This window comes from Mesorhizobium sp. M0478, assembly GCF_040321305.1.
Taxonomy (GTDB): domain Bacteria; phylum Pseudomonadota; class Alphaproteobacteria; order Rhizobiales; family Rhizobiaceae; genus Mesorhizobium.
This window is the reverse complement of record NZ_JAMYRH010000001.1, coordinates 332,831-357,774: the sequence shown is the minus strand read 5'-3', so window position 1 is coordinate 357,774 and position 24,944 is coordinate 332,831. Positions and strand designations below refer to the sequence as shown.

The window sequence follows — 24,944 nt, the reverse complement described above, 5'->3', positions numbered from 1 at the left end:
GTCCTGTCAGTGCGCCGGGCAGACGGTCTCGCCAAGGCCGCTGAAATTCCGTAACGTCGCCCGGCCGCTTTTCGCGATGAGGAGTTTCGCGCCATGAATTCCATGCTTCGCCGCCTTGCTCTTGCTGCCGCCCTTACGGTCGGCGCAGGCGCCGTGCTTGCTTATGCCGAAGGCGGCGGAGACCTCGTCGTGTTCGACTGGTCGGGTTATGAAGATCCGTTGCTGCACCCCGACTACACCGCCAAATACGGCGCCGAGCCGACCTTTGCTTTCTTCGGCGACGAGGAGGAAGCGTTCCAGAAGATGCGCGCCGGCTTCAAGGCCGACATCGCCCACCCCTGCTCGCAAAGCGTGACCAAGTGGCGCGCGGCCGGCATTCTGCAGCCGCTCGACACCTCCCGGATCGCCGGCTGGAAGGATCTCAATCCCGGCATCATGGCGATGAAGGATCTCGCCGTCACCGCCGACGGCAAGGCCTGGTTCATGCCGTTCGACTGGGGCAACACTTCGCTGCTCTACCGCACCGACAAGGTCACGGCGGAGGAAGCGCAGTCGCTGAAGATTTTCGCCGATCCCAAATTCAAGGGCCGCGTCACCATCGGCGACAATGTCGATGACGCCTATGCGCTGGCCAGCCTGGTCATCGGCCTCAAGGACTGGACCAAGATGACCGACGCGCAGTTCCAGGAGGCGTCCGCCTTCCTGCGTGACGTCCACAAGAACATCCGCTTTTACTGGACCGACGACACCGACCTCAACCAGGCCTTTACCGGCAATGAGGTCGACCTCGTCTGGGGCTGGAATGAGACCTTCGTGACGCTCAAGGGCCAAGGCATGCCGATCGCCATGAACCGCGACACCAGGGAAGGCATATCCACCTGGGTGTGCGGCTATGTGCTGATGAAGGATGCGCCGGGCAAGCTCGATCAGGCCTATGATTTCCTCAGTGCGGTCAACGCGCATGCCGTGTCCGATTACTTGGTCAAGACCTTCGGCTACGGCCACGGCAACAGCGCCGGGATGGCCGCGATCGACCATCAGGTGCTGAGCGACCGTGGCTTCGACAATCTCGACAAGTTCTTGGACAAGACGCTGTTCCAGCAGCCGGTGCCGCCTGAGCTCAAGCAGCGCATGGTCACGGAATTCGAGAAGATCAAGGCCGGCTATTGAGCGACAGGACTGAAAGAACCGATGTCGTCATCGTCGGCGCCGGTTTCACCGGCCTGTCGGCTGCGCTTGAGCTGAGAAAGGCCGGCATCGATGTCGTGCTGCTCGAAGCACGCGACCGCGTCGGCGGCAGGGTCGAGGCTATTCGCAACGGGCTTGGCGAGCGCATCGACAGCGGCGGCCAGTTTTTCTGCGAAGACATGCCGGAGGTGACGGCGCTGGCCGCGTCCCGTGGCAAGGCCTTCGTCGAAACCTATGTGAATGGCGATTTCATCACCCATCCGTCGCTGTCGGTCGAAGAGGCCGAACGGACCTATCATGGCGCGATGGCAATCCGCGAGCGGATGAATGCGATCGAGCCGGACGATCCCTCGATCGCCGGCATGAGCGCTGCCGCCTGGCTCGAACGCCAGCCTGATCCCACTGACGCCAAGACGGCTTTCCGCTCGATGATCGAAGGCCTGTGGTGCCTGGCGATGGACAAGGTGCCGCTGTGGTACCTCATCGACAATGACCGCCGCATCACCAACGAGGTGCCCGAGCTGCAATATTCGCTGCTCGAAACCATGCAGTCGCTGGCCGAGGACATGGCGGGAGATCTCGGCGACAGGGTTTGGCTGAACGAGCCGGTTACGCGCATCGAGCACGGGCCGCAAGGGGTTCGTGCCGTCTCGGCAAGCAGCGCCATCGAAGCGCGAAAAGTGCTGGTCGCGCTGCCGCCGGCGACGGCCGCGAAGCTGGATTTCGCGCCCGCTCTGCCGCCGGCTCTCGCAAAGGCGCTCGGCGTCTGGGAAAGCGGTGCGGTGATCAAGATCCTGGTGCGCTATCCCACGCCGTTCTGGCGCGAGCGCGACCTGTGCGGCATGGTGATGTGGCGCGACCTGCCGGGCCTGTTCGCCTGTGACGCCAGCAAGGATGCGCAACATGCCGCGCTGGTCGTCTTCGTCGGCGGACCACTGGCGTTGCGTTGGCGTCCGCTCGCGGACGCGGCGCTGCGTGCGGAGGTCACGGCAAGGCTCGTTGATGCCCTTGGCCCGGAGGCGGCCGGCATTATCGATTTCAGCCAGCGCGACTGGATCGATGACCGCTGGAGCGGCGGCGCCTACAGCGACCTTATTGTCGATGTGACGGCACGGGATGCCGAGCGCACGATCCGTGCCGGCGCTGCCCCGGTTCATTTGGCATCGTCGGAACTGTCGCCGTCATTCCCGGGCTATGTCGAAGGCGCTATCGTGATGGGGCGGATCGCAGCCAAACAGATCGCGACGGAACTTAAAATTCTTAGTGGAGCATGATCTTATTCCGAAAACCGGTTCCCACTTTTCGGGATCATGCTCAGTCCGCCATCGCCACCAGGGCCTCGGGATCGTAGCCGAGGCGGATCGAAGTGCCGACGGGGATATCGTCGGCGCCGAAATCGTTGGTCTCGGTGACCGACAGTGGCTTTTCCAATCCGGGTATCTCGACGATGAGGTGGGTGATCTCGCCAAAATAGTGGCGTTCGACCAGCTTGCCGGCCACTTCGAATTTCGCCGTCGCATTGTCCCACAGCACGCGCAATCGCTCCGGCCTGATGCCCAGCGTGGCGCCGCCGCCATTGCGCACGAAGGCCTTCGGCTTGTCGGTCCGGACTCGGCCGAAGCCCAGCGTGTCGACGACCAGCGAGGCGGCATTCTCCTCGACGATCTGCGCTTTTACAAAATTCATGCCGCCGAGGAAGTCGGCGACCTGACGGTTGACCGGCCGCTGGTAGATTTCCTTGGGCGAGGCGACCTGGGCGATCTTGCCGCCGAACATTACGGCGATGCGGTCGGACATAGCGAGCGCCTCATACTGGTCATGGGTGACCAGCACGAAGGTGATGCCGACCGCCTGCTGCAGGCGGCGCAGTTCGACCTGCATCTGCTCGCGCAATTTCTTGTCGAGAGCCGACAGCGGCTCGTCGAGCAGCAGCACCTTGGGCCGCATCACCAGGGCGCGGGCGAGCGCCACGCGCTGGCGCTGGCCGCCCGAAAGCTCGGTGGCGAGGCGTTTGCCGAGGCCGGTGAGCGACACCTGCGCCAGCGCTTCCTCGACGCGGCGCTTTTCTTCCGTTCCTCCCAGCCTGAGCCGTTTCAGCCCATAGGCGACATTCTGCTCGACATTGAGATGCGGGAAGATGGCATAGCTCTGGAATACCATGTTGGTCGGCCGGCGGTTGGCGGGGATGCCTTCCATCGACTGGCCGCCGACCGAGATCGAGCCGCTGGTCGGGTTGTCGAAACCGGCAATCATGCGCAGCAGCGTGGTCTTGCCGCAGCCGGAAGGGCCGAGCAGCGAAAAGAACTCGCCCTCCTTGATGGTCAGCGAGGCGTCGTCGAGCGCCTTGAACGTCCCATAGCTGCGGGTAACGCTGCGGATTTCGATCATTGCTCGGTCGGTTTGGGGTCGATCAGATTGGGCCCGCTCGGACTTATCTTGCTTGGATGGCTCATCCTGAGGCCGTTCGGCCCGGGACTGCTCAGGCATAGAGGCCTCCCTCGCTCTGGGTGCGTCTGGCCGCATGGCGGCGCAGGATCTCGGCAACGGTCATCAAAACGAAAGAGGCAACCAGCAGCAGCGTGCCCAGCGCCAACACACCCGGCAGCTTGGCGGCAAAGCGCAGCTGGCCCCAGATATAGATCGGCAGCGTCGTCTCGGTGCCGGTCAGGAAGAAAGCGATGACGAACTCGTCGAGCGAGATGGTGAAGCAGACCAGGAGGCTGGAAATGATCGCCGGCGCCACCATCGGCAGCGTCACCCGCCGGAAGGTGCCGAAGGCACTCTCGCCGAGATCGGCGGAGGCCTCTTCGAGGCTGCGGTCGAAACCCTCGAAGCCTGCGGTCAGCACCGTCATCGAATAGGGAATGCAGATCAGGACATGGCCGAGTACGACGGTGAACAGCGAAAGGCTTAAGCCCAGTTGCAGCATGACCAGCAGCATGGAGATGGCGAGGATGATTTCCGGCAGCACCAGCGGCGCCATGATCAGGCCATTGATTGTGCGGCGGCCGGGATAGCGGTAGCGGGTGATCGAGCGGGCGGCGAGGATGCCGAGCAGCGTCGCCAGCACCGATGCCGAGATACCGACGATCAGGCTGTTCCAGGCGGCGTCAAGCAGCGCCGGCGTCTTCGGCAGGTCTTGGTACCATTTCAGCGTATAGCCGGTGAGAGGAAATTTTGGCGTCGGCGCGGTGTTGATCGAGAAGATCGGCAGGAAGATCACCGGCAGATAGAGAAAGACGACGTAGAGGAGGGCGTAGGCGGACAGCCAGCCGCCGGGGAAAAGGCGCCGCCTCGCTGTCATCGCGCCAGCCTCTGCAGCGCGCGGATGATGAGCACGGTGGCGCCCGCCATCAGCGTCACGACCAGCATGGTGGTCACGGACAGTGCCGCGCCGAGTGGCCAGTTGGAGGCCTTATGGAACTGCGACTCGATGGCATTGGCGATCATCACGCCATCCTTGCCGCCGACCAGCCTTGGGGTGACGTAGTCGCCGACGGTGGGGATCATGACGATGAGAGCGGCCGAGATGACGCCCGGCGCCGACAGCGGCAGCGTCACGCGCAGGAAGGAGCGCAGCGGGCCGTCGCCAAGATCGGTGGCAGCCTCGACCAAGGTGCGGTCGACCTTCTCGAGCGAAACGAAGATCGGCAGGATGGCGAAGGCCGCCCAGGCGTGTGTGAGCGTGATGATGACGGCGCTGGAATTGTAGAGTAGCGCGGTCGATGGTTCGTCGATGATGCCGAGGCCCATCAGGCCGGAATTCAGCACGCCATTATAGCCGAGGATGACTTTCCATGACATCACGCGCAGGAGATAGCTGGTCCAGAACGGGATGGTGATCAGGAACAGCCACAGGCTCTTGTGGCGGCCGCCATGGAACGAAATGAAATAGGCGATCGGATAGGCGAGGATGACGGTGAAAAAGCTCACCGTCAGCGAAATGTAGAGCGAGCGCCAGAGCAGATCGCGGTAGATCGGCTCGGTCAGCGCGATGCGATAATTCTCCAGCGTGAATGTATGGTCGATGGTGAGGTAGTTCTGCGTCCAGAAGGAGTGGGCGAAGACCACCAGGATCGGCACGAGCAGCAGGATCAAACCGTAGACCAAGGTCGGGCTGATCAGGGCAAGGCCCTGGACGGACTCGGACTGCAGAAGGGCGTTTCGCCTTGCTCGCGTCATGCGCCGCGTGGGCACCCCTTCGGCAGCTACCGTCATTGCAGCGACCCGGGCGTGATCTCGGTTGCTGGCTCGAACTGTTCCGCCATGATGCTCCCATCGACCGGGCCGGCTGCCTGTTCCCAATTTTTGCGGAGCGCGCTTTGCTGGTTGCGCTCCAAGCTTGCCGGCTTTCTTTCATCATGAGCGCATCCGTGCATTGAAATCAAGCGCTATTTCTGTAATATTGATTGAACGGACATTCAAAATGAAGTGAAGAAAGCCGGCTTTCCTGCCCTTGGCGCTTCGCTTTCTGTCCGGTGAAATTACGCTCAGACGATGCGAGGCAATGATGGCGGCTGCAAGAGACCTAAGAGCGATGGAAATGGCTGACGGTGGCGATGCGGTCGAGCTGGCCAAGCGCCATCTCATCCAGCCCTGGCCTTATGCCGGCTCGGTCGGCAATGAAGCGCGTGCGCTGATTGGCGAGGGCGATGGCATCTACATCACCGATGTAACAGGCAAGCGACTGATCGACGGGCCGGCCGGCATGTGGTGCATCAATGTCGGCCACCGCCGCGAGGAGCTGGCCAGGGTGATGTACGACCAGGCGATGATGCTGTCCTACAACACGCCCTGGTATACGATGAATGCGCCGTCGGCCGAGCTCGCCAAGCGCCTCGCCGATCATGCGCCGGGCGGTCTCAGCCATACCTTCTTCACCACCGGCGGATCGTCGGCTGTCGAGACGGCGCTGCGCTTCATGCAGTTCTACAACAATGTGCGCGGGCGGCCGGAAAAGAAGCTGATCCTCAGCCGCGGCGGCGCCTATCACGGCTCGACCTATCTGTCGGCCTCGCTCAACGGGCGGCCGCGCGACCGCGACTGGATGGACGGCGCCGACGATCTGGTCGTCAAACTGTCCTCGCCAGACCCGTTCCGGCGGCCGAAAGGCATTGACATCGCCGCCTTCTGCGATTTCCTGGTCGATCAGTTTCGCGATGCGGTCGCCCGCGTCGGCGCAGAGAAGATCGGTGCTTTCGTCGGCGAACCGGTGCAGGCATCCGGCGGCGTCGTCGTGCCGCCGGATGGCTATCTCAAGCGCATTCGCGAAATCTGCAGGGACAACGATATCCTCTATATCTCCGATGAGGTGGTGACCGGCTTCGGGCGGCTCGGCCATGTCTTTGCCTCCGGCGACGTGTTCGGCATCGACCCCGACATGATCACCTTCGCCAAGGGCGTCACATCAGGCTATTTCCCGCTTGGCGGCGTCATCATCTCGGAGCGGCTGCTTCAGGAAATGCGCCGTTCCAACCATCCCGATGCGATGTTCGGCCATGGCCTGACCTATACCAGTCATCCCATCGGCTGCGCGGTGGCGCTGAAGAACCTCGATATCCTGGAAGACAGCGTGCTTGCCCACACGCGCGATGTCGCGCCCTATTTCCAGGCGCAGTTAAAGACGCTGGAGGAGCTGCCGCTGGTTGGCGAAGTCCGCGGCATGGGCCTGATGGGCTGCGTCGAGTGCGTAGCCGACCGCGAAAGCAAGGATCCGCTGCAGCTCGACAAGGATGTCGGCAAGCGCATCGACGCGCATTGCCACGAACTCGGCCTCCTGGTCCGGCCGCTGATCAACATGTGCGTGATGTCGCCGCCGCTGATCATCACGCGAGAGCAGATCGACGACATGGTGGCGATCCTGCGCGAAGGCATTTCGCGGACCATGGATGATCTGCGCAAAGAGGGCGTGTGGCAGGGGTGACTGGCAGTTCCGCCCCTACACCTGCGAGCGCATAGCCTCATTGAGGTTCCACATGTCCTTCTCCTCCGGCGCCGTCTCCAGGCCCAGCACCGGGATCTGCTTACGCAGATGGTCGTGGTGGGTGCGCACACCGTATTCGAGGTCGGAGAGATAAAAACCCTCGAAGGCCTCCGAGATCATGGACTCGTTCGACCACACGGAAAGCTGCACGTCCTCGTTCATGGTGTCCCGGTCGATGCGGTAGGCGAGATAGCGGGCGGCCGCCTGTTCCCGGGTCTCGTCGGGGTAGCGGTAGATGGCGCCGCGCAGCAGCGTCTCGCCGGTCGACAGCGGGAACTCCTGATAGAACTGCACCGATTCCGGCATGATCGACAGCGCGTTGTTGGGGAAGATGCCGTAATAGATCCAGGCCCTGCGCAGATGCTCCGGCAGGTGTGAGGCATCGGGCGTGAGCTTGATGTATTCGCGCACGCTCCAGCGCCGGCCGGCATGCGGACTGTAGGTGGCGAAGGAGCGCGACACGCCGTTGATGAACGGCTCGTCGAAATAGGTCGAGCCGTAGAGATCCTGCAGCGCCGGATGCGCCATGGCGACGTGGTAGCCTTCATTGTCGACGTCGCGCACCGACTTCCAGTTGACCGGCGTCTTCTGTGTCCAGATGCCCCAGGACGGCACCATCTCGGCCACGTTGTAGTGTGCCATCTCGGCCTCGATCGGCTTCAACAGTTCGGCCACCGAAGGCTGCGGGCCGCCCTTGCGAAAGCGGACAAAGATGAAGCCCATCCATATCTCAAGGTCGAGCGGCATCAGGCCGAATTCGGTCTTGTCGAGCTCGGGGAAGGAGCGCGGCCGGGCGGCGCCGCGCAGCGTGCCGTCGAGATTGTAGACCCAGCCATGGAACGGGCAGACCAGCGCGTTCTTGCAGGTGCCCTGGCTGTCGGCGACGACGCGGCTGCCGCGATGCCGGCACATGTTGTTGAAGGCGCGCACGACGCCGTCCTTGCCGCGCACGATGAGCGCCCGCTCGCCGACCACGTCCATAGTCAGATAGTCGCCGGCATTCGGCACGTCGCAGACATGGCCGGCGATCTGCCAATGGTTGCGGAAGACGTATTCCTTCTCAAGTTCGAGAAGCGCGTCGGAGTGATAACTCCAGCCCGGCAGACCCCGCCGGTCCCAATCATTGGGGATCGCCACGTCACGGAGATGCGGGTTCATAAAAAAGCTCTTCTTTTATTGAATACTCATTCAATAAAACCATATTTTACATTGAAATGCAATGGTTTGTAGAAATCTCAACTTTTCAAGTCGGCACAACAGGACCAGCTGAAAGCCAGAAAATCCCGGAATACGGGCGTTAACCGGGGGGCGTGAAATAGTTGTCCGGCATGCGGATTTGGCCGTGCCGAGCTTGCAAACACGGCCCGCTCCGAGACGAAAATACCTGGCGTCCGCAAATTCGATCCGCAGTGTGAGCTTGTTCATAGTGCGGCCGACAGGAAGCGGGCTTGGTGCGTTCGCGGCCCGCCTGTCGTCAACATTTGATTGCCCGCATGAAACAGCTTCGCAAACGCATCTTGTCGTCGGCACATGACCGGATCTGTCCGGATATGCCCGAATTTCTTGTTTCAAACCTGTTACGCGGGCAAGCCAAGCGCATCATTCGCCCGTTACCAGGCGCGCTTAGGTTCGTTTCATAAGAAAACGAAGGGGAGCAGCAATGCATACGAAAGTCGAGATCACTAGCAACGAACGACGCGCCAAACCGGCACTGCGTCAGCGCGCCAGCGACCATCCGGTTGCGATGTTCTCCATGCTGGGCGCCTGCGCTCTGGCCGTCATGTTCCTGACACCGGCTTCCGGTCCGGCCTTCGCTTCGCTCAACCCGCCGGCCAATGTCGTCCAGGGCGCGCCGACCACCATCAAGACCGCCCGGCTGCCGGAGCCGGAAATCGATTTTGCCTGCCAGGGCCAAGCCTGGGGCGCCGAGAGCGCGGAGTGCCTGCGCGTCATCGCCGCCCAGTCCGGCGTGCACAAGGCGCGTGCCGTCCGCATGATCGCCAACGCAGCGCCGCTGACCACGACACCCAACGTTTTCTGAACCTCCCGAGCGCTTCCTCCCGCGCTCGTTCTTGGCTCCCGCCGCTTCCCTCGGTCGGGAGCCTCTTTTTTAGGGCCTATCGACATTCGGGTGAGGCCGGCCTGCGCATGGAGGTTCCCTGCGCTTCCGGTGCTCGCGTACTTCAAGTACGCTCCGCTCCGGTTCTCGGGAACCACCATTCTCGACTCCGCCTGACCCGAATCTCGATAGACCCCTACGTGGGTGCTTCGGAAAACTTAGCCGGCGGCGGCGACCTGGTCGGCTATTGCCGAGAGTACGCCGCGGACGTCCAGCGTCGAGAACGGCTTTTCCAGGATTTGCGGGCGCTGCGGCGCCGGCAAGGCTTCGATCTCGGCCTTGGCGCCGATCAGGTCGCCGGTGACCAGCACGAAGCGTTTGGCGAGCGCCAGGTTGTCGGCGAGCAATTCGCGGTAGATGGCAATGCCGCTGGTGCCGGGCATGCGCAAGTCGGAAAAGACGATGTCTGGCGGCATGTGGCCGGTCAAGGTCGCCGCCGCCGACGTCCAGGCCGGCACAACCCGCGACTTGATACCCATCAGTTCCAGGATGTCGGAGAGGGAGCCGGCGACGTCGGGTTCGTCGTCGATGATCAGCGCATGGCGCAAGCCGCTGGAACGAGCCGGGCTGTCGCCGGCTGCTGCCGCGCCGCCGGTGATTACCGGCAGCTGGACGACGAAGCGCGCGCCGCGCGGCGGCACCTCCTCGAACCAGATATTGCCGTTGTGGCGCTCGACGATCGATTTCGAGATCGACAGGCCGATGCCGGTGCCGACGCCGACCGGCTTGGTGGTGAAATAGGATTCGAAGATGCGGCTGCGGATCGCCTCGGGAATGCCCGGTCCGTTGTCCTCGACCGAAAACCCGGGGTTGCCGCGATCGCTGCGGAATGTCCGCACCTTGATCAGGCGGTCGCCGCCGATACCGGCCAGAGCGTGTTGGCTGTTGATCAGGAAATTGGCGGCCACCTGCGTGACGTGGTCGGCATCGGCCATCGCCAGCAGCGGGCCGGGCGCGAAATCGGTGTCGATGATGATGCCGCTCGAGCGTGCGCCATAGGCGGTCACTTCGAGTGCGGCGCGGATCACCTGGTTGAGATCGGTCTCGGCCTGCGCCGCCGGATGCAGGCGCACCATCGACAGGAAGCTTTTGACGATGCGGCCGCAGCGCTCGGCAGCGGCGCGCACTTTCTCGGCGCGAACCTTGGTCTGCGGGTCGGTGGCGAATTCATGCAGCAGCGTCGACTGAGCAACGACCACGGCGAGCGGGTTGTTGAGCTCGTGCGAAACACCGGCCAGCAACGAACCCATTGCCGCCATCTTCTCGTTCTGGTGCAGTTTTTCGCGCTGGCGGTTGATCTCTTCTTCGGCGCGCAGCTTATCGCGCAGGTCGCGGATCGAACCGAAGATGAGCTGACGGTCGGCCACCCGCATCTCGGTCGCCGTCAATTCGATGGGAAACACCTCGCCGGCCGCATTCTGTGTCACGGTCTCAAGCCGCTGGCCAACCATCGGCGCGCCGCGGCCAGACATGTATTCGGCGCCCGAGACATAGCCCTTGCGGTAATATTCCGGCACCACGGTATCGAGCAGGTCCTTGCCGAGGATGTCGCTGCGCTGATAGCCGAACATCTTTTCGGCGGCCGGATTGAATTCGATGATCGAGCCGGTCTCGTCGATGACGATGATGGCGTCGAGCGACGCCTGCAGCATGGTGCGGCGGATGACTTCGCTGGCATGGGCGTCGGACGGCGAGTGCTCGATGGCGTCGCCGATGGCGAGCGCGATGATGTGCATCGTCGCCTCTTCCTCTTCGGTCCATTCGCGCTCGTTTAGGCAGTCATTGACCGCGAACGTGCCCCACAGATGACCGTGCGCGAACACCGATACCGACAGGAACGACTTGATGTGCTGCTTTTCGAAATCGGCCCTGAGGAACCCGTCGAGATCGCGCGTATGGCCGGCGAAGATCTTGCCTTGCCGCTCGTCCTCTCCAATCCGCTCCAGCAGCGGATCGGTATCGACGATCGACTGCATGATCACCGTCGGCGAAGCCAGTTCGCCGCCGAAGCGAGGATCGATCCAGTAGGCGGCGACCGATTGGGCGAAGCCCTGGCCGGGCAATTCGCGCAGCCTGAACAGGATGCCGCGCTGGCAATTCATGGCGCTGCAGAGCGTTTCGAGGATGGTTTCCATCTCGCGCTGCCAGTCGCCGGCATCGCGCAACCGGCGGACGACGCGCACAGCCGCCATCGCGGCGCTCTGGCGAGCGCCTTGCGGGTCCATACGTGGTTCAGCGGTCATGTCAGCCATCAGTAAAGGGCCGTCGAATTAGGCAGCTATGGAGCATTTCACGAAAAAGGTGAAACGCTCCATGTTTCAATGCAATCCCGAACGGAAAATCGCTACGCACTGTTCCTGGAATTGCTAAAGCGCTTCACCGTTTCACGGAAACGGAGAAGCCTCTATCTCTTTGTTTTCACACAATTCCGGGCGGAAACCGCGTACACTTTTCCTGTAATTGCTCTAGTGCCCGTCACCGGTCGGCAGCGAGAAGATATAGCCTTCGCCGCGCACTGTGCGCAAAAATTTCGGATTGGCCGGATCGGTTTCGATCTTCTTGCGCAGCCGCATGATGCGAATGTCGACGGCGCGCGACGATTCAGGATCCTCAACAAAACCAATCGCCTCGGAGATCGCCGATCGCGTCAACAGCCGGTTGGCGCGGGTCAGGAAAACCTCCAGCACATCGAACTCGCTCTTGGCCATGTCGATGACGGCGCCGTTGGCGCCGGTGACAAGCCTGCCGTCGAGGTCGGCCTGGAACGGGCCGAAGGTCAGGCGGCGGCCGCCATCGGCTTGTGCCTTCGCCGCCTGGGGCGGGCTCGGCTGCGGCACGCGGCGCAGCACGCTGCGCACACGAGCCAGCACCTCACGCAACTCGTAGGGCTTGACGATGTAGTCGTCGGCGCCAAGCTCCAGCCCGACAATGCGGTCGAGTGCGGTGCCGGCGGCCGTGGCATAGATGATGCCGACCGGTATTTTCGAGCGCAGCCAGCGGCCGAGCGACAGTCCGTCCTCGCCCGGCATGGCGATGTCGAGAATGGCCAAATGAAACGATTCCGTCTCCAGCAAGGCGCGCGCCTCGGCCGCGCTTCCGGCCTGGGTCACATCGTAGCCGTTGGCGCCGAGATACTCGGCGACCGCGTCCCGGAGATCGGGCTCGTCCTCGACGATGACAATCCGTGCCCGCACTATGGCCTCGCTCCCGCTTTCAGCGGAAAGTAGATTGGGTATAAACATGATGTCCAGCACTCATATCCGGTTGCGGGGGAACGGGAAGAAAAACATGGCTGCACGATCCGTCATCGCGCTGGTTTCCGTCGCCGATGTGGTGGCCGGCGATCTTGCCGATCATCTAGACCGGCGCGGCCATGACGTGCGCGAGGCGCGGCAGCCCTGGGAAGCTGAATCCCTGCTTTCGGCCGGAGGCATCGATATCGTCATCGTCGGCGACAGCCTCAGCCAGGCGGAGGGGCGGGACCTGCTCAGGCGTTATGGCGGCGGCCAGAGCGCGGACGGGAAGGCGGGGCCGGATTTCATCCTGATCTGCCGGCCGGCCGATCTGGTCGACAAGGTGCTGGCGCTCGAGCTTGGCGCCGCAGATGTCGTCGAAAGTCCGCTCAATGTCAGGGAGCTTGCCGCGCGCATCGGCGGCCTGCTGACGCGGCGCGGCAGGTCCGCCCAGGAACTGATCGTGCTGGAAAATGCCACCGTCGATTTGCGGTCGGCCATCGTCATGCACCGTTCGGGTACGGAAGAACAGCTGTCGCCGGGCCAGGTGGCGCTGCTCAGGCTGTTTCTGGCCAGCCCGCGCAAGGTGCTGACGCGCGACGACATCATTGCGGCGGCGCCCGCCGAAAATGCCGATGCCTTCGACCGCTCGATCGATTCGCGCATCGTGCGGCTGCGCCGCAAGCTTGACACCGAAACCATCACAACTATACGCGGCGCAGGCTACCGGTTCGACCCGCCGACGCAGCGCGCCGACTGAGGGTCGGGAGGCTGGATTGTTCCTCGGCTCGCCCAAAAAAGCTGCGCAATCTCGGGCGCCATGCATAGGCGTCAGCGCACCACCAGAAGCGATGGTCCCGACGGCAATTCGCTGGCGACTACGATTTCGCTGGCGGCATGCGCGCGGTCCTTCAGAAGAACCGTGGCGAGACCGGCAAAGCCGAGCAGGCCTTGTGCATAGAGCAGTACCGAAAGCACGGAGGCTGCAGATTTCGTCTTCATCGGTTGTCCCCAAAAATCAGAACCGCGGGTGCTTCAGGATAAACCCGAAGTGCCCGCGTCGCCCACGGAGCCCCCCGTTGCGACGCGGGCCTTCGGTCCTCTCGGCAGCAAGTTGCCGGAGGGGCCGCGCATCCACTTCAACCCGAGGCCGACCCGCCAGAGGGCCCTGAGACGGTTGATGCGCAGACTGGAGACAATCCAGACCAAGGCTATGAACAGCGCGGCATGCAGCGTCGAAATCTCACCCGAATTCATCACCGCCAGTTTCGTCATCGGGGTGCCGGCTACTGTGCCGATGCCGCCGACGACAAATGCGGCGATGCTTATCCTGAAGTACCAGGACAGGGTGGTCGATTTGATGCTCATTTTCGTTGGCGCCGGCTGTTCTCGTTGGGATGACTGTGCCGCGAGCCTGTAACCAGATCATGCCGCCCAGGCCGCGCTTTGTTGCAAGTCGGTTTCGAGCGAAGCCAATCTTCTTTCATATAAGGACATCAGCACTTTCGTTTGTGGGCGCGGTGGGTGATCGGGAGTGCGCAGCGAAGACGGGAGCACGCTCCTTGTTGTCCACCTTGCTTGTTAATCCGAGGAAACAGATTCGAAACACAAACGAGCGTCAACCGAAATCAGCTTGAAACATGACGCAGGGATAAACGGCCATCGAATTGACGCCGGCCGGGCCGGCAAAGGGGAGCCATCATGTACAAAGCCATTTCCGCCAAACTCATCAGCGTCACCGCCGCCGCTGCCGGCGCCGCGCTTCTGCTTGGCGCCGCCAACAGCACCGCCCATGCCGCGGCAAACCAGATCGTCGCGCGTGTTTCGCTGTCGCAGCAGACCATGGAAGTGCTGGTCGATGGCCGGCCGACTTTCGCCTGGAAGGTCTCGACCGGCGACAGTGCGCATGTCACGCCGACCGGCTCGTTCAAGCCGACTCGCATGCACGAGATGTGGCATTCGAAGAAATACGACAACGCGCCGATGCCGCATTCGGTCTTCTTCAGCGGCGGCTACGCCGTGCATGCGACCAACGCCATCAAGCGGCTGGGACGGCCGGCGTCGCATGGCTGCGTGCGGCTGCATCCCGACAATGCCGCCGACTTCTACCAGTTGGTCGAAACCTTCGGCCCGACCAACACCAGCATCGTCATCGTCAAGTAGCAGACTGCGTTTGGAGCGATGGTGCAGCGCAGCCGGACAGGTCATGCCGCACCGCAAGTTCCCGCCTTGGAGCTCCATCGGGGCTTCGCGGTAAATCAATCCAGTCAAAAAAAGAGGCCGGAAATTTCCGGCCTCTTTTCGTTTGTTCGCTGACGCCGTTCGCGCTCAGTCCGCGTGCACCGGCATCAGCTTCGGGTCTGGCTTTTCGGCGTGGTGCGGCAGGTCCTTGCTGGCGATGAAGGTGTAGAACATCGGCACCACGAACAGGGTGAACATGGTTCCGACCAGGATGCCGGTGAAGATCACGAGGCCCATCGAATAGCGCGCCGCCGCACCAGCACCACTGGACACGATCAGCGGCACGACGCCGAGCGCCATCGCCGCTGTCGTCATCAGGATCGGCCGCAAGCGCACCTTGGCCGAGGCGACGATCGCATCGCGCCGCCTCATGCCATGCAACTCGCGCTGCTGGTTGGCGAACTCGACCAGAAGAATGCCGTGCTTGGTGATCAGACCTATCAGTGTGATCAGGCCGACCTGCGTGTAGATATTGAGCGTTCCAAGCCCCAGATTGAGCGGCACGATGGCGCCAAAGATCGACAGTGGCACCGCCATCATGATGATCAGCGGGTCGCGGAAGCTTTCGAACTGCGCCGCCAGCACCAGATAGATGACGATTACGGCGGCTGCGAACGCGATAAGGATCGTGTTGCCCTGCTCCTTCTCCTGCCGGGACTGGCCGGAATAATCGATGAAGAAGGTATCGGGCAGGCTCTCCTTGGCAAGGTTCTCCAGGGTCTGCAGCCCGTCGCCCGTGGTGACGCCGGGAAGCGGCAGCGCTGATATCGTCGCCGAGTTCAGCTGGTTGAACTGCTCGATCGCGGCCGGCGCGGCGTTGGTCGAAATCTTCACCACCGCTGAAAGCGGCACCATTTCGCCGGTCACGCTACGCACGAAATATTCGCCGAGCTTCTCGGGATTGTCGCGGAATTCCTTCGGCACCTGCGGGATGATGTCGTAGCTGTTGGAGTCGCGGTCGAACTGAGCCACTTCGGCGCCGCCGACCAGCAGCGTCAGCGTCTGGCCGATGTCGGCGATCGGCAGGTTGAGAGCCGCCGCGCGGTCGCGGTCGATGGTCACCGTCACCTGCGGAGCGTCAAAGGACATCGAGTTTTGCACGACGATGAAGCGGCCGGAGGCCTGCGCCTTGTTCTTAATCTGCTCGGCCGCCTCGTAGACCTCGGCGGAACCACCGGTCGAGCGCACCACCATGGAGATCGGCAGTCCGCCGCCGGAGCCCGGCAGCGTCGGCGGCGCAAAGACGAAGGCCTCGACGCCGGCCACCTTGCCGAGGCGTCCCTGGATATCGGCTTGAAGCTCCTTTGAGTTGCGCTGGCGCTCGGCCCAATCCCTAAAGGCGAAGCCGACAAAGGCGCCGTTGGTGGCGCCGCCAAAGGCAACGGCGGAGAATTGCGCCCTGGTTTCGGGAATGTCCTTCACCAAGCCGAGGATCTGGTTGACGTAGGTCTCGGTGTAGTCCGAGGTCGCGTAGCGCGGTGCCGTCACGATCGACAACAGGAAGCCCTGGTCCTCTTCCGGCGCCAGTTCGCTCGAGGTCTTGGTGAACATGAAGCCGGTGAGCGCAACCAGCGCCACGACCATCAGCAGCGTCACCGGTCGATTTCTCAAGGAGGCGGTTACCGCCCGCTCATAGACATGCTCGACACGGCTGAAGGTTCCGTCGACGACGCGCTGGAAGCGACTGTGCGATCCCGCCTTGAGCAGACGCGCCGCCATCATCGGCGTGATGGTGACGGCTATGAGGCCGGACAGCACCACCGAACCGGCGAGCGTCACCGCGAACTCGCGGAACAGCGCACCGGTCAGGCCGCCGGTGAAGGCCAGCGGCGCGAACACGGCGGCGAGCGTGATGGTCATGGCCACGATGGCGGAGAAAATCTCGCGCATGCCGTTGAAGGCCGCCTGCATCGGCGACATGTGGTCCTCCTCCATGTGGCGATGGATGTTCTCCACCACCACGATAGCGTCGTCGACGACAAGGCCGATGGCCAGCACCATGGCCAGCAGCGACAGAAGGTTGATCGAATAGCCGACCGCAAACAAAAGGAAGCAGACGCCGACCAGCGACAGCGGGATGGTCACGATCGGCATCATCACCGAGCGGAATGAGCCGAGGAACAACAGGATGACCACGACGACGATGGCGACGGCTTCGGCGATGGTCTTGAACACTTCATCGATCGAGGCGCTGATCTGTTCGGTGGAATCGTAGACGATTTCGATGGTCATGCCTTTCGGCAGCGTCTCTTGAATCAAAGGCACGATCTTGTGGATCGCCTCCGCCGTTGTCAGCGGGTTGGCGGCCGGCGTCGGGAAGATGGCGAGGAAGGTGCCGGGCTTGCCATTGAAGCTCACCCTCGTGTCGGTGCTCTCGGCGGCAAGCTCGACTCGCGCCACGTCGCGCAAGCGCACCACCTGGCCGTCCGTCGAGCGCAGCGGAAGCTCGGCAAAGGCCTCAGGCGTCTGCAGCGTCGAGCGAACCGTGATCGAGGAGACGACATATTCGTTCTCGGTGTTGCCGGGCGCCGACAGGAAGTTGGAGTTGTTGATCGCCGCCAGCACTTCGGCGGCGGTGACGCCACGCGCAGCAAGCTTGACCGGGTCGATCCAGACCCGCATCGAATATTCCTCGGCGCCGAAGATCTGCACGTCGGCGACACCTTCGACCGTCGACATGCGGGGCCGCACGACGCGCTCGATATATTCGGTGAGTTGCTCCTTGCTCATGTTCGGATTCTGCATCGAGATGTACATCATCGCGAACTCTTGGCCGGTGCCCTTGACGATGACCGGGTCCTTAGATGCATCCGGCAAGGTGCCGCGTACGCCCTGCACTTTCGACAGGACCTCGGTCAGCGCGACATCCGGATTGGAGCCGAGCTTCATCTGGACGACCACAGTGCTCGAAGACGGCCGGCTGGACGAGGTGACGTAGTCGATGTTCTCGGTCGAGGCGACGGCCCGCGCGATCGGGGCGGAGATGAAGCCCTGGATCAGGTCGGCGCTGGCGCCGGGATAGGCGGTGGTGATGGTGATCGCCGTCTCGTCAACCTTGGGATACTGCCGGATCGACAGGTTGAAGATGCCCTGGAAACCCAGGAGCAGGATCATACAGGCGAGGACGGTGGAGAGGACCGGCCGGCGAATGAAGATGTCGGAAAAGTTCATTGCTGAGCCTGCTGGTTCGCCGACTTGCTGGGGTCAATGGTGTTGTCGACAGCGACGGACATGCCGTTGAAGAGACGGTTTTGGCCGGCGGTGACGACCTCGTCTCCAGCCTTGATGCCCTCGACGATCTCGACCATGCCGTCGTTGCGGCGGCCGGGCTTCACGAACACCTGCGACAGCACGAGCGCCGGCTTTTCCGGTTCTGCCGCGGGCTTCGCCGGGTCGACAGCCGGCTTGTCCGCGGGCTTCGCCGCGGCGTCTTCGGCAGCCGGTTTCGCGTCTGCCGGCTTTGCATCTGCCGCCGGCTTTGCCGCGTCGGCCCCTGCAGCAGGCTTTTCCTCGGGTTTCGCGGCTGGGGCGCCTTCCGCCGGCTTCGCCGGAACGACGACGAAGACGAAGTCGCCATAGAGGCTCGACGTCAATGCCGTCTGCGGCAAGGACAGAATGTTTTTCTCCTGCGGCAGCTCGACGCGAACCTGGACGAACTGGCCGGGCGTCAGCTTGCCGTCAGGGTTGGCGACCTCGCCGCGGACGGACACCAGGCGGCTTGAAGCGTCGATCTTGGGATCGATGCCGCGAATGGAGCCGGCAAACGGCATGTCGGCGCCGCCGCCGGTGCCGCCGAGGCCGAGCCGCACCGCCTGGCCTATCTTGAGCAGCGGCAGCTGCTGTTCGGGTACCGAGAAATCGACCCGCATGGTGTCCAGATCCTGCAAGGTCACCACTGCGTTGCCGGGCGAGAGATATTGGCCGAGGTCGATCTTGGGGATGCCCACGGTGCCGGCGAACGGCGCCGTCAGCTGCTTCTGATCAAGCACGGCCTGCAGCTTGTTGACCTGCGCGGCGGAGGCCGATGCAGCGGCTTGAGCGGTGTCGAGCGTGGCATCCGTTCCGACGCCGCGCCGCTGCAGCTCCAGCGCGCGTTCGAGCGCCGTCTTGTCGGACACGGACTGCGCCTTGGCCGCGACCAGATCCGCGCGTTCGACGGCATCGTCGAGCTGCAGCAGGACCGAATCGACCGGCACCTTCTGGTTGGCATGGAAAAGGATGTCCTTGACGATGCCGCTGGTCTCGACGGTAAGGTCGACACCGCGCACGGCGCGTACCGTGCCGATCGCCTCGACCCCCGGCGTCCAGTCGGAAGGCTTGACGACAACCGTCGATACGGTCGTCGCCGGCGGCTTCATGGTGGCGAAATACTGTTTGATAGCGTTGTCGCGGAACAGGTTGAAGCCGACAACGCCGACGCACACCAGAGCGAGCAGAAGCAGAATTGCGGTGATAGAGATGAAGCGCTTCACGAACTGTCCCCTCGGCCGATGTCCGGCAAAATAGCCGAATAGCGGGACACTTATCGACGCCAGGTCCCGATTACAAATGACGGCGGACTTACTGTACCGTCTGGACGGTCTTGTCAATTCCGCCTAGGCTGGTGCGGGGGAAGGGATCGATGAAGACCCAAAGGGCAAATTCGCGCGACAAGATACTCGCCGCCGCCGCCGATGTCGCACGCGAGGCCGGTCCCGGCAGCCTGTCGCTTGACGCCGTCGCCAGCCGCGCCGGCGTGTCGAAAGGCGGCCTGTTATATAACTTTCCGACCAAGGCCAAACTGATGCAGGGCCTGGTGGAGAATTACCTGCGCGCGTTCGAGCTGGCGCTGGAATCGGGCCGTGTCGCCGGCGCCAGCGGCGAGAGCCTGCTCGCCACCTATATCCGGCTCTCGGCGGATGATTGCGAGGAGCCGAAGCCGACGGCTTCGTGGATATTCTCGGCGATCGCCGAGGATCCGGATTTCCTGACGCCGATAAAAGCCTTCAAGTCGCAGCTGCTGCAGCGGCTGAAGAGCGAGACGCCGGACCTCAAGACGCTGCTGGTCTGCTTTCTGGCCATCGAAGGGCTGCGCAGCATGAACCTCTTCGATTCCGACGTGCTGTCCGCCGACGAACGCCACTTGCTGGTATCGGCCCTACTGGAGATTGCGGGATAGCTTAGGGCGTCGCGGTCGAAGAAGCGATACGGGCCGGGCGGAAAGGACGGTTGGTGAGCGTCATGGCATAGGCACGCATCACGACATCGGCGATTTCAAGCTACAGCCCCCCTGATTCGTTGGATCGATGCTTCAGGAATGACTGTGCGAATGCGCGGCCGACTATGTTGCGCCGCACCATAACACTGCCGTGTCAGCCTTGAGACGGCGCTCGGCGAGGCCGGCAAAGCGCGTTTTAGGGCTGTGATGGCGCCGACATATGGTTATGGCATTGTCATGTTGCGGCGCACAAACTATGTGCCTTTGTAGTCCTCCTAACAGTCGCGAGATCTCCATGGGTTCCCTTTCTTCGAAGAATGCGCTCGTCACCGGATCGACCAGCGGCATTGGCCTGGCCATTGCCCGCGCCCTTGCCGCCGAGGGCGCCAACGTCACGATCAACGGCCTTGGCGAAGCCGCGGCGATCGAACAGGAGCGCGCCGGCATCGAGAAGGATTTTGGCGTCCAGTGCCGCTACTCCGGCGCCAACATGATGGACGGCGCAGCGGTGACCGCCATGGTGCGCGAAGCCGAGCAGGCCTTGGGCAGCCTCGACATTCTGGTCAACAATGCCGGGATACAGCATGTCGCGCCAATCGAGGAGTTTCCCGACGACAAGTGGGAAGCCATCATCCGCATCAATCTGCTTGCCGCCTTTTACGCGATCAAGGCCGTGGTGCCCGGCATGAAGGCGCGCAAATGGGGCCGCATCATCAACACCGCGTCGGCGCATGCACTGGTCGCCTCGCCGTTCAAGTCGGCTTACGTCTCGGCCAAGCACGGCATAGCGGGTCTGACCAAGACGGTAGCGCTGGAAGTCGCGCAGGACGGCATCACCGTAAACGCCATCGCGCCCGGCTATGTCTGGACGTCACTGGTCGAAAAGCAGATCCCCGACACGATGAAGGCGCGCGGCATGACCGAGGAACAGGTCAAGCGCGACGTGCTCCTGGCGGCACAGCCGACGAAGCAATTCGTCACCGTCGAGGAGCTCGCCGCGCTGACGCTGTTTCTGTGCTCGGACTCGGCCAGGCAGATTACCGGCACGACTTTGCCGATGGATGGCGGCTGGACGGCGCAGTAGGCGCGCTCCCCCGGCGCCGCTCTTTCCTTGACAAAGACGAAAGATCAATCCAGCATTGTGGCAAGGGGTTCCTTCGCGACGACCCCGTGAGGCGTCAGCCCAATGATCGCGTCCAAACTCTCACTCTGGAGGTGGACGCCATGCCGTCAACAACCGCAATCACCGTAGCGCAGCTTTCCCGCCTTGTCGGTCTGTCCGACGCGCCTGTTCTTGTCGATGTCCGCATCGACGAAGACTACGACGTCGATCCGCGGCTGCTTCCGGCCTCGTGCCGGCGCGACTTCAAGTCTGTTTCGAGCTGGGCGGCCGAGTTCACGGGGGCTCATGCTGTCGTCATCTGCCAGAAGGGGCTGAAGCTCTCGCAAGGCGTTGCCGCGTGGCTGCGCCATGAGGGCATTGCTGCCGAATCCCTTGAAGGCGGCTTCGAGGCGTGGCAGGCGGCCAAGGGACTTCTGGTCAAGGCCGACAAGATACCGCCCCGCGACGACAAGGGCCGCACGGTCTGGGTGACGCGTGCCCGCCCCAAGGTCGACCGCATCGCCTGTCCTTGGCTGATCCGCCGCTTCGTCGATCCCTCGGCGGTGTTCCTGTTTGTCGAGCCGTCTGAAGTGCTGGCGGCCGCCGATCGGTTTGGGGCGGTTGCCTTCGACATCGACGACGTGTTCTGGAGCCATCGCGGCGAGCGCTGCACCTTCGACACGATGATCGAAGAGTTCGGGTTGCGGTCCGAAGCGCTCGATCGCCTTGCGCTGATCGTGCGTGCAGCCGATACGGCGCGCCTCGATCTCGTACCGCAGGCGGCCGGGTTCCTCGCTGCATCGCTCGGGCTGTCGCGCATGTTCCGCGACGATCTCGAACAGCTTGATGCCGGCATGCTGCTCTACGATGCGTTCTTCAGATGGTGCCGCGATGCCACTGACGAAACCCACAATTGGCCCAGCGCGGGCAAAGCGCCATGAGCGCCCTCGCCGCGGACGACGATGCACAGGCTACCGAGGCTCCGATCGTCCCGACCTTCCGCCAAGCCGCGAAACTGTGGGCAAGGATCGGCCTGCTCTCCTTCGGCGGGCCGGCCGGACAGATCGCGCTGATGCACAAGGAATTGGTCGAGGATCGCCGCTGGATCGGCGAGCAGCGGTTCCTGCATGCGCTCAACTACTGCATGCTTCTGCCAGGCCCCGAGGCACAGCAGCTCGCCATCTATATCGGCTGGCTGCTGCACCGGACCGCCGGCGGCCTCGTTGCCGGCATCCTGTTCGTGCTGCCCGGTGCGTTTGTCATGCTGGGCCTCAGCATCTTCTACGTGCTTTACAATGATGCGCCCGTCATCGAGGCGCTGTTTTTCGGCATCAAGGCGGCGGTGCTGGCCGTCGTCGTCGAGGCGGTCCTCCGCATCGGCAAACGGGCGCTCAAGAACCGGGTGATGATGGCGATCGCGGTGGCCGCGTTCCTTGCCATCTATGTCATCAGGCTGCCGTTTCCGCTGATCATCCTGGTTGCAGGGCTGACCGGCTGGATCGGCAACCGCTTGGCACCGGCGCGTTTTTCCGGAGCCGCACGCGGCAAGGACAATTTGCCCGATGTCAGGGGCGCCGTCGACGTCATGTTCGAACGCGGCGACCTCGCTCACACCAAGCCGACGAAATGGCACGCGCCGCGCACCATCGCGATCTGGCTGCCGATCTGGCTCGGGCCGGTCGTACTGATCCTGGCGCTGACCGGCCCTGCCAGTGTTTGGGCACAGCTTGGCGGCTTCTTCAGCCTGATGGCGGTGGTCACATTCGGCGGCGCCTACGCTGCGCTCTCCTATGTCGCGCAGGCAGCGGTGACCTCGTTCGGCTGGCTGGCGCCGGGTGAAATGGTCGATGGGCTTGGTCTGGCCGAGACGACGCCGGGACCATTGATCCTGGTGCTGCAGTTCGTCGGCTTCGTCGCCGCCTATCGTCACGCCGGTGCGATGGGACCGCTTGTGGCCGGATCGCTCGGCGCATTGCTGACGCTCTGGGTGACGTTCGTGCCGTGCTTCTTCTGGATCTTTCTGGGTGCCCCCTACATCGAGGCGCTGCGCGGCAACAAGGCGCTGTCGGCGGCGCTGAGTGCGATCACGGCGGCTGTGGTCGGCGTGGTGATGAACCTTGCGCTGTGGTTCGCACTGCATGTCGTCTTCGGCGCGGTGCACCGTTTTGGTCTTGGGATGGAGCTACCGGTGCTGTCGTCGCTGGATTGGCGCGCCGCGCTGCTGGCGGCGGCCGCCATGGTCGCCATGCTGAAACTGAGGATCGGCATGCTGCCGACATTGGCCGGCTCGGCGCTGGCCGGACTGGCGCTGCTGGCCTTGCCTGCGTAGCGTCCGAAGGCGCGACCAGCCATTATCACAGCCGGATTTTTGAGGTATGCCGGGCCGGCGCACAACGGTCGCGGGCGCTGGTAGGATCAGCGCTGGCCCCGGAGATACGCTTTACGTCGAACCCGATACCGCCAAGCTGAACCTGCTCGACGCGGAGAGCGGCGCGCTGGCGAACTGATTTGACGAGGTTGGCCGAGCTGTTCAAAGTCGATCCTGGATCGCACAACGGGATATGACATGGTGGATTCCGATCGGATCGACAAGCTGATCGCAGGGGTGCCCCCCGCCTTGGCGCTTCGTGCCGGGCTGGACCTTGGCATCTTCACCTGGCTCGGCGGCGATGCTGCGACTGCCGACAGCCTTGGGGCAGCGCTCAAAGTCGAGCCCGCTCGTCTGTCGCGGTTCCTCTACGCGCTCGCCAGCATCGGTCTCCTCGACGTCGAGGATGGTCAGTTTCGCAACGGAGCCGAAGCGTCGGAGTTCCTCGACGCGTCCAAGCCGACCTATCGCGGCGGCGATCATGTGCTGCTGCGCGAACTCTGGGGAGCCGACCTTTTGACCGCAGAGTCGCTGCGGCAGAATCGGCCGGCCGCGCTGCACGACTTTTCCGAAGCGGGGCCAGAATCCGCAGCGGCCTTCAGCCGCATGCTCGCACCGGGAGGGGTGATTTTCGGCCGAAATCTCGCCCGTGAACTGGACTTCTCGGCGGTCAGTTCGGTGATCGACATCGGCGGCGGCGCCGGGACCATTCTGGTCGGTCTTCGCGAGCGATGGCCGCATATTGCGGCGACTTTGATGGAACTCCCGACGGTCGCGGCGGTCGCACCAGCGATCCTGTCGGAATACGGTGCCGGCGATGTGGTTGTCGAAGAAGGCGACATAACGGTCGCGCCATCGACCGGCCGGCATGACTTGGCAATCCTGAAGGCTGTCGTCCAGGTCCTGCCGCCGGACCAGGCGCGCAGTTCGATCCTGAACGCGGCGCGTTGCCTCACCCAAGGAGGCGAGATCGCAATTGCGGGGTGGGGTGTCGTCGATGACGACCGTCTCGGCCCGCCTGAGGGTGTCTTTCTCAATCTCACCTTCCTGAACCTTTACCGCGCAGGCGAATCGTACACGGAAGGTCAGTATCGCGGGTGGATGGCCGAAGCTGGGTTCCGGGATATCTCCAGGTCGCAGCTGACCGACGGCACCACGTTGTTTCGTGGGCGCCTCACGGACTGATTGTGGCTGGAGTGGTTGGTTTCGGGCGTGTGTGGCCCTCAGAGCCAGCCCCGGACGGATTGCACAAAGTTCCTGAGGCGGCGTGAGCCGATCTTTCCCCGTACCGGCAGCGCGGTGTCCCCTGTCTTCTCGATAGCTTCTTCGCAGAGGGGGCATTTAAATGTCACTTGGTCGACAACAAAGTTCGGGATAGCGGCATATTTCGCATTCGTCGATTGGGGCGGAACCTCCGACAGGATGTTGCGCGGTCGCTGCAACTTGCGCCTAGCTAGCCCGTTCGACTACGTCGAATCGGAATGGAGTTTTTAGACATTCGTTTATCTATTCG

Annotated in this window: 21 protein-coding genes; 11 read left to right on the top strand and 10 right to left on the bottom strand. The window is 63.1% G+C overall.

Annotated features, from left to right (window positions below):
* Positions 1-93 precede the first annotated feature (93 nt).
* Both NKI64_RS01695 and NKI64_RS01690 read left to right on the top strand, forming a co-directional pair.
* A complete protein-coding gene (locus NKI64_RS01695) occupies positions 94-1,170 on the top strand; it encodes an extracellular solute-binding protein (RefSeq protein WP_023670074.1) in 1,077 nt (358 codons plus the stop codon).
* Positions 1,167-2,462 (top strand): flavin monoamine oxidase family protein, encoded by a 1,296-nt coding sequence (locus NKI64_RS01690; RefSeq protein ID WP_023831997.1) that lies wholly within the window; start codon positions 1,167-1,169, stop codon positions 2,460-2,462. Before NKI64_RS01695 ends, NKI64_RS01690 begins: the two co-directional genes overlap by 4 nt.
* A gap of 40 nt (positions 2,463-2,502) precedes the next feature.
* On the opposite strand, the gene NKI64_RS01685 is transcribed toward NKI64_RS01690, so the two are convergent.
* The 3 genes from NKI64_RS01685 to NKI64_RS01675 all read right to left on the bottom strand — a co-directional run bounded on the left by NKI64_RS01685 (position 2,503) and on the right by NKI64_RS01675 (position 5,406).
* Entirely contained in the window at positions 2,503-3,576 is a 1,074-nt protein-coding gene (locus NKI64_RS01685; RefSeq protein ID WP_023824984.1) for an ABC transporter ATP-binding protein, read from the bottom strand.
* Between the two features lie 91 nt (positions 3,577-3,667).
* Positions 3,668-4,492: an ABC transporter permease gene (locus NKI64_RS01680; RefSeq protein WP_023693704.1), complete on the bottom strand. Its 825-nt coding sequence runs from the start codon at positions 4,490-4,492 to the stop codon at positions 3,668-3,670.
* Positions 4,489-5,406, bottom strand: coding sequence for an ABC transporter permease (locus tag NKI64_RS01675; protein ID WP_352666289.1), 918 nt, complete (start codon positions 5,404-5,406; stop codon positions 4,489-4,491). The genes NKI64_RS01680 and NKI64_RS01675 overlap by 4 nt, the downstream gene beginning before the upstream one ends.
* Before the next feature lie 292 nt (positions 5,407-5,698).
* Here NKI64_RS01675 and NKI64_RS01670 point away from each other — a divergent pair, with 292 nt between their 5' ends.
* Positions 5,699-7,111, top strand: coding sequence for an aminotransferase (locus tag NKI64_RS01670; RefSeq protein WP_023751674.1), 1,413 nt, complete (start codon positions 5,699-5,701; stop codon positions 7,109-7,111).
* A gap of 15 nt (positions 7,112-7,126) precedes the next feature.
* Here NKI64_RS01670 and NKI64_RS01665 read toward each other — a convergent pair whose 3' ends face one another.
* Entirely contained in the window at positions 7,127-8,329 is a 1,203-nt protein-coding gene (locus NKI64_RS01665; RefSeq protein WP_023751675.1) for an aromatic ring-hydroxylating oxygenase subunit alpha, read from the bottom strand.
* 502 nt (positions 8,330-8,831) lie between these two features.
* On the opposite strand from NKI64_RS01665, the gene NKI64_RS01660 reads away from it, so the two are divergent.
* Positions 8,832-9,212 carry a hypothetical protein gene (locus NKI64_RS01660; RefSeq protein WP_023751676.1) on the top strand — a complete coding sequence of 127 codons (381 nt, stop codon included), beginning with the start codon at positions 8,832-8,834 and terminating at the stop codon, positions 9,210-9,212.
* Positions 9,213-9,448: 236 nt separating this feature from the next.
* Here the strand turns inward: NKI64_RS01660 and NKI64_RS01655 are convergent, their stop codons facing one another.
* Entirely contained in the window at positions 9,449-11,533 is a 2,085-nt protein-coding gene (locus NKI64_RS01655; protein ID WP_352666287.1) for an ATP-binding protein, read from the bottom strand.
* A 222-nt stretch (positions 11,534-11,755) separates the two neighbouring features.
* Positions 11,756-12,532, bottom strand: coding sequence for a response regulator (locus tag NKI64_RS01650; RefSeq protein ID WP_198018604.1), 777 nt, complete (start codon positions 12,530-12,532; stop codon positions 11,756-11,758).
* 46 nt (positions 12,533-12,578) lie between these two features.
* On the opposite strand from NKI64_RS01650, the gene NKI64_RS01645 reads away from it, so the two are divergent.
* Positions 12,579-13,283: a response regulator transcription factor gene (locus tag NKI64_RS01645; protein ID WP_023670063.1), complete on the top strand. Its 705-nt coding sequence runs from the start codon at positions 12,579-12,581 to the stop codon at positions 13,281-13,283.
* Between the two features lie 71 nt (positions 13,284-13,354).
* Here the strand turns inward: NKI64_RS01645 and NKI64_RS01640 are convergent, their stop codons facing one another.
* Both NKI64_RS01640 and NKI64_RS01635 read right to left on the bottom strand, forming a co-directional pair.
* Positions 13,355-13,525, bottom strand: a complete 171-nt coding sequence (locus tag NKI64_RS01640; protein WP_023670062.1) for a hypothetical protein — start codon at positions 13,523-13,525, stop codon at positions 13,355-13,357.
* 33 nt (positions 13,526-13,558) lie between these two features.
* The gene (locus NKI64_RS01635) at positions 13,559-13,891 is read right to left on the bottom strand and encodes a hypothetical protein (RefSeq protein ID WP_023713277.1); all 333 of its coding nucleotides are present in this window, start codon (positions 13,889-13,891) and stop codon (positions 13,559-13,561) included.
* 333 nt (positions 13,892-14,224) lie between these two features.
* Here NKI64_RS01635 and NKI64_RS01630 point away from each other — a divergent pair, with 333 nt between their 5' ends.
* Positions 14,225-14,686, top strand: coding sequence for a L,D-transpeptidase (locus NKI64_RS01630; protein ID WP_023711689.1), 462 nt, complete (start codon positions 14,225-14,227; stop codon positions 14,684-14,686).
* A 165-nt stretch (positions 14,687-14,851) separates the two neighbouring features.
* On the opposite strand, the gene NKI64_RS01625 is transcribed toward NKI64_RS01630, so the two are convergent.
* Positions 14,852-17,935 (bottom strand): efflux RND transporter permease subunit, encoded by a 3,084-nt coding sequence (locus NKI64_RS01625; protein ID WP_352666284.1) that lies wholly within the window; start codon positions 17,933-17,935, stop codon positions 14,852-14,854.
* Complete coding sequence (locus tag NKI64_RS01620) at positions 17,932-19,236, bottom strand: efflux RND transporter periplasmic adaptor subunit (protein ID WP_023683944.1); 1,305 nt, start codon at positions 19,234-19,236, stop codon at positions 17,932-17,934. The genes NKI64_RS01625 and NKI64_RS01620 overlap by 4 nt, the downstream gene beginning before the upstream one ends.
* 149 nt (positions 19,237-19,385) lie before the next feature.
* Between NKI64_RS01620 and NKI64_RS01615 the strand changes: the two genes are divergently transcribed.
* From NKI64_RS01615 to NKI64_RS01595, 5 genes are all read left to right on the top strand, one after another.
* Positions 19,386-19,922 (top strand): TetR/AcrR family transcriptional regulator, encoded by a 537-nt coding sequence (locus tag NKI64_RS01615; RefSeq protein ID WP_023683943.1) that lies wholly within the window; start codon positions 19,386-19,388, stop codon positions 19,920-19,922.
* A gap of 334 nt (positions 19,923-20,256) precedes the next feature.
* Positions 20,257-21,045 (top strand): 3-hydroxybutyrate dehydrogenase, encoded by a 789-nt coding sequence (locus tag NKI64_RS01610; RefSeq protein ID WP_023683942.1) that lies wholly within the window; start codon positions 20,257-20,259, stop codon positions 21,043-21,045.
* A 140-nt stretch (positions 21,046-21,185) separates the two neighbouring features.
* A complete protein-coding gene (locus NKI64_RS01605) occupies positions 21,186-22,004 on the top strand; it encodes a chromate resistance protein ChrB domain-containing protein (RefSeq protein ID WP_023683941.1) in 819 nt (272 codons plus the stop codon).
* Positions 22,001-23,392, top strand: coding sequence for a chromate efflux transporter (gene chrA, locus NKI64_RS01600; protein WP_023683940.1), 1,392 nt, complete (start codon positions 22,001-22,003; stop codon positions 23,390-23,392). The genes NKI64_RS01605 and chrA overlap by 4 nt, the downstream gene beginning before the upstream one ends.
* Positions 23,393-23,629: 237 nt before the next feature.
* Positions 23,630-24,616: a methyltransferase gene (locus NKI64_RS01595; protein ID WP_023696403.1), complete on the top strand. Its 987-nt coding sequence runs from the start codon at positions 23,630-23,632 to the stop codon at positions 24,614-24,616.
* Positions 24,617-24,944: the final 328 nt, after the last annotated feature.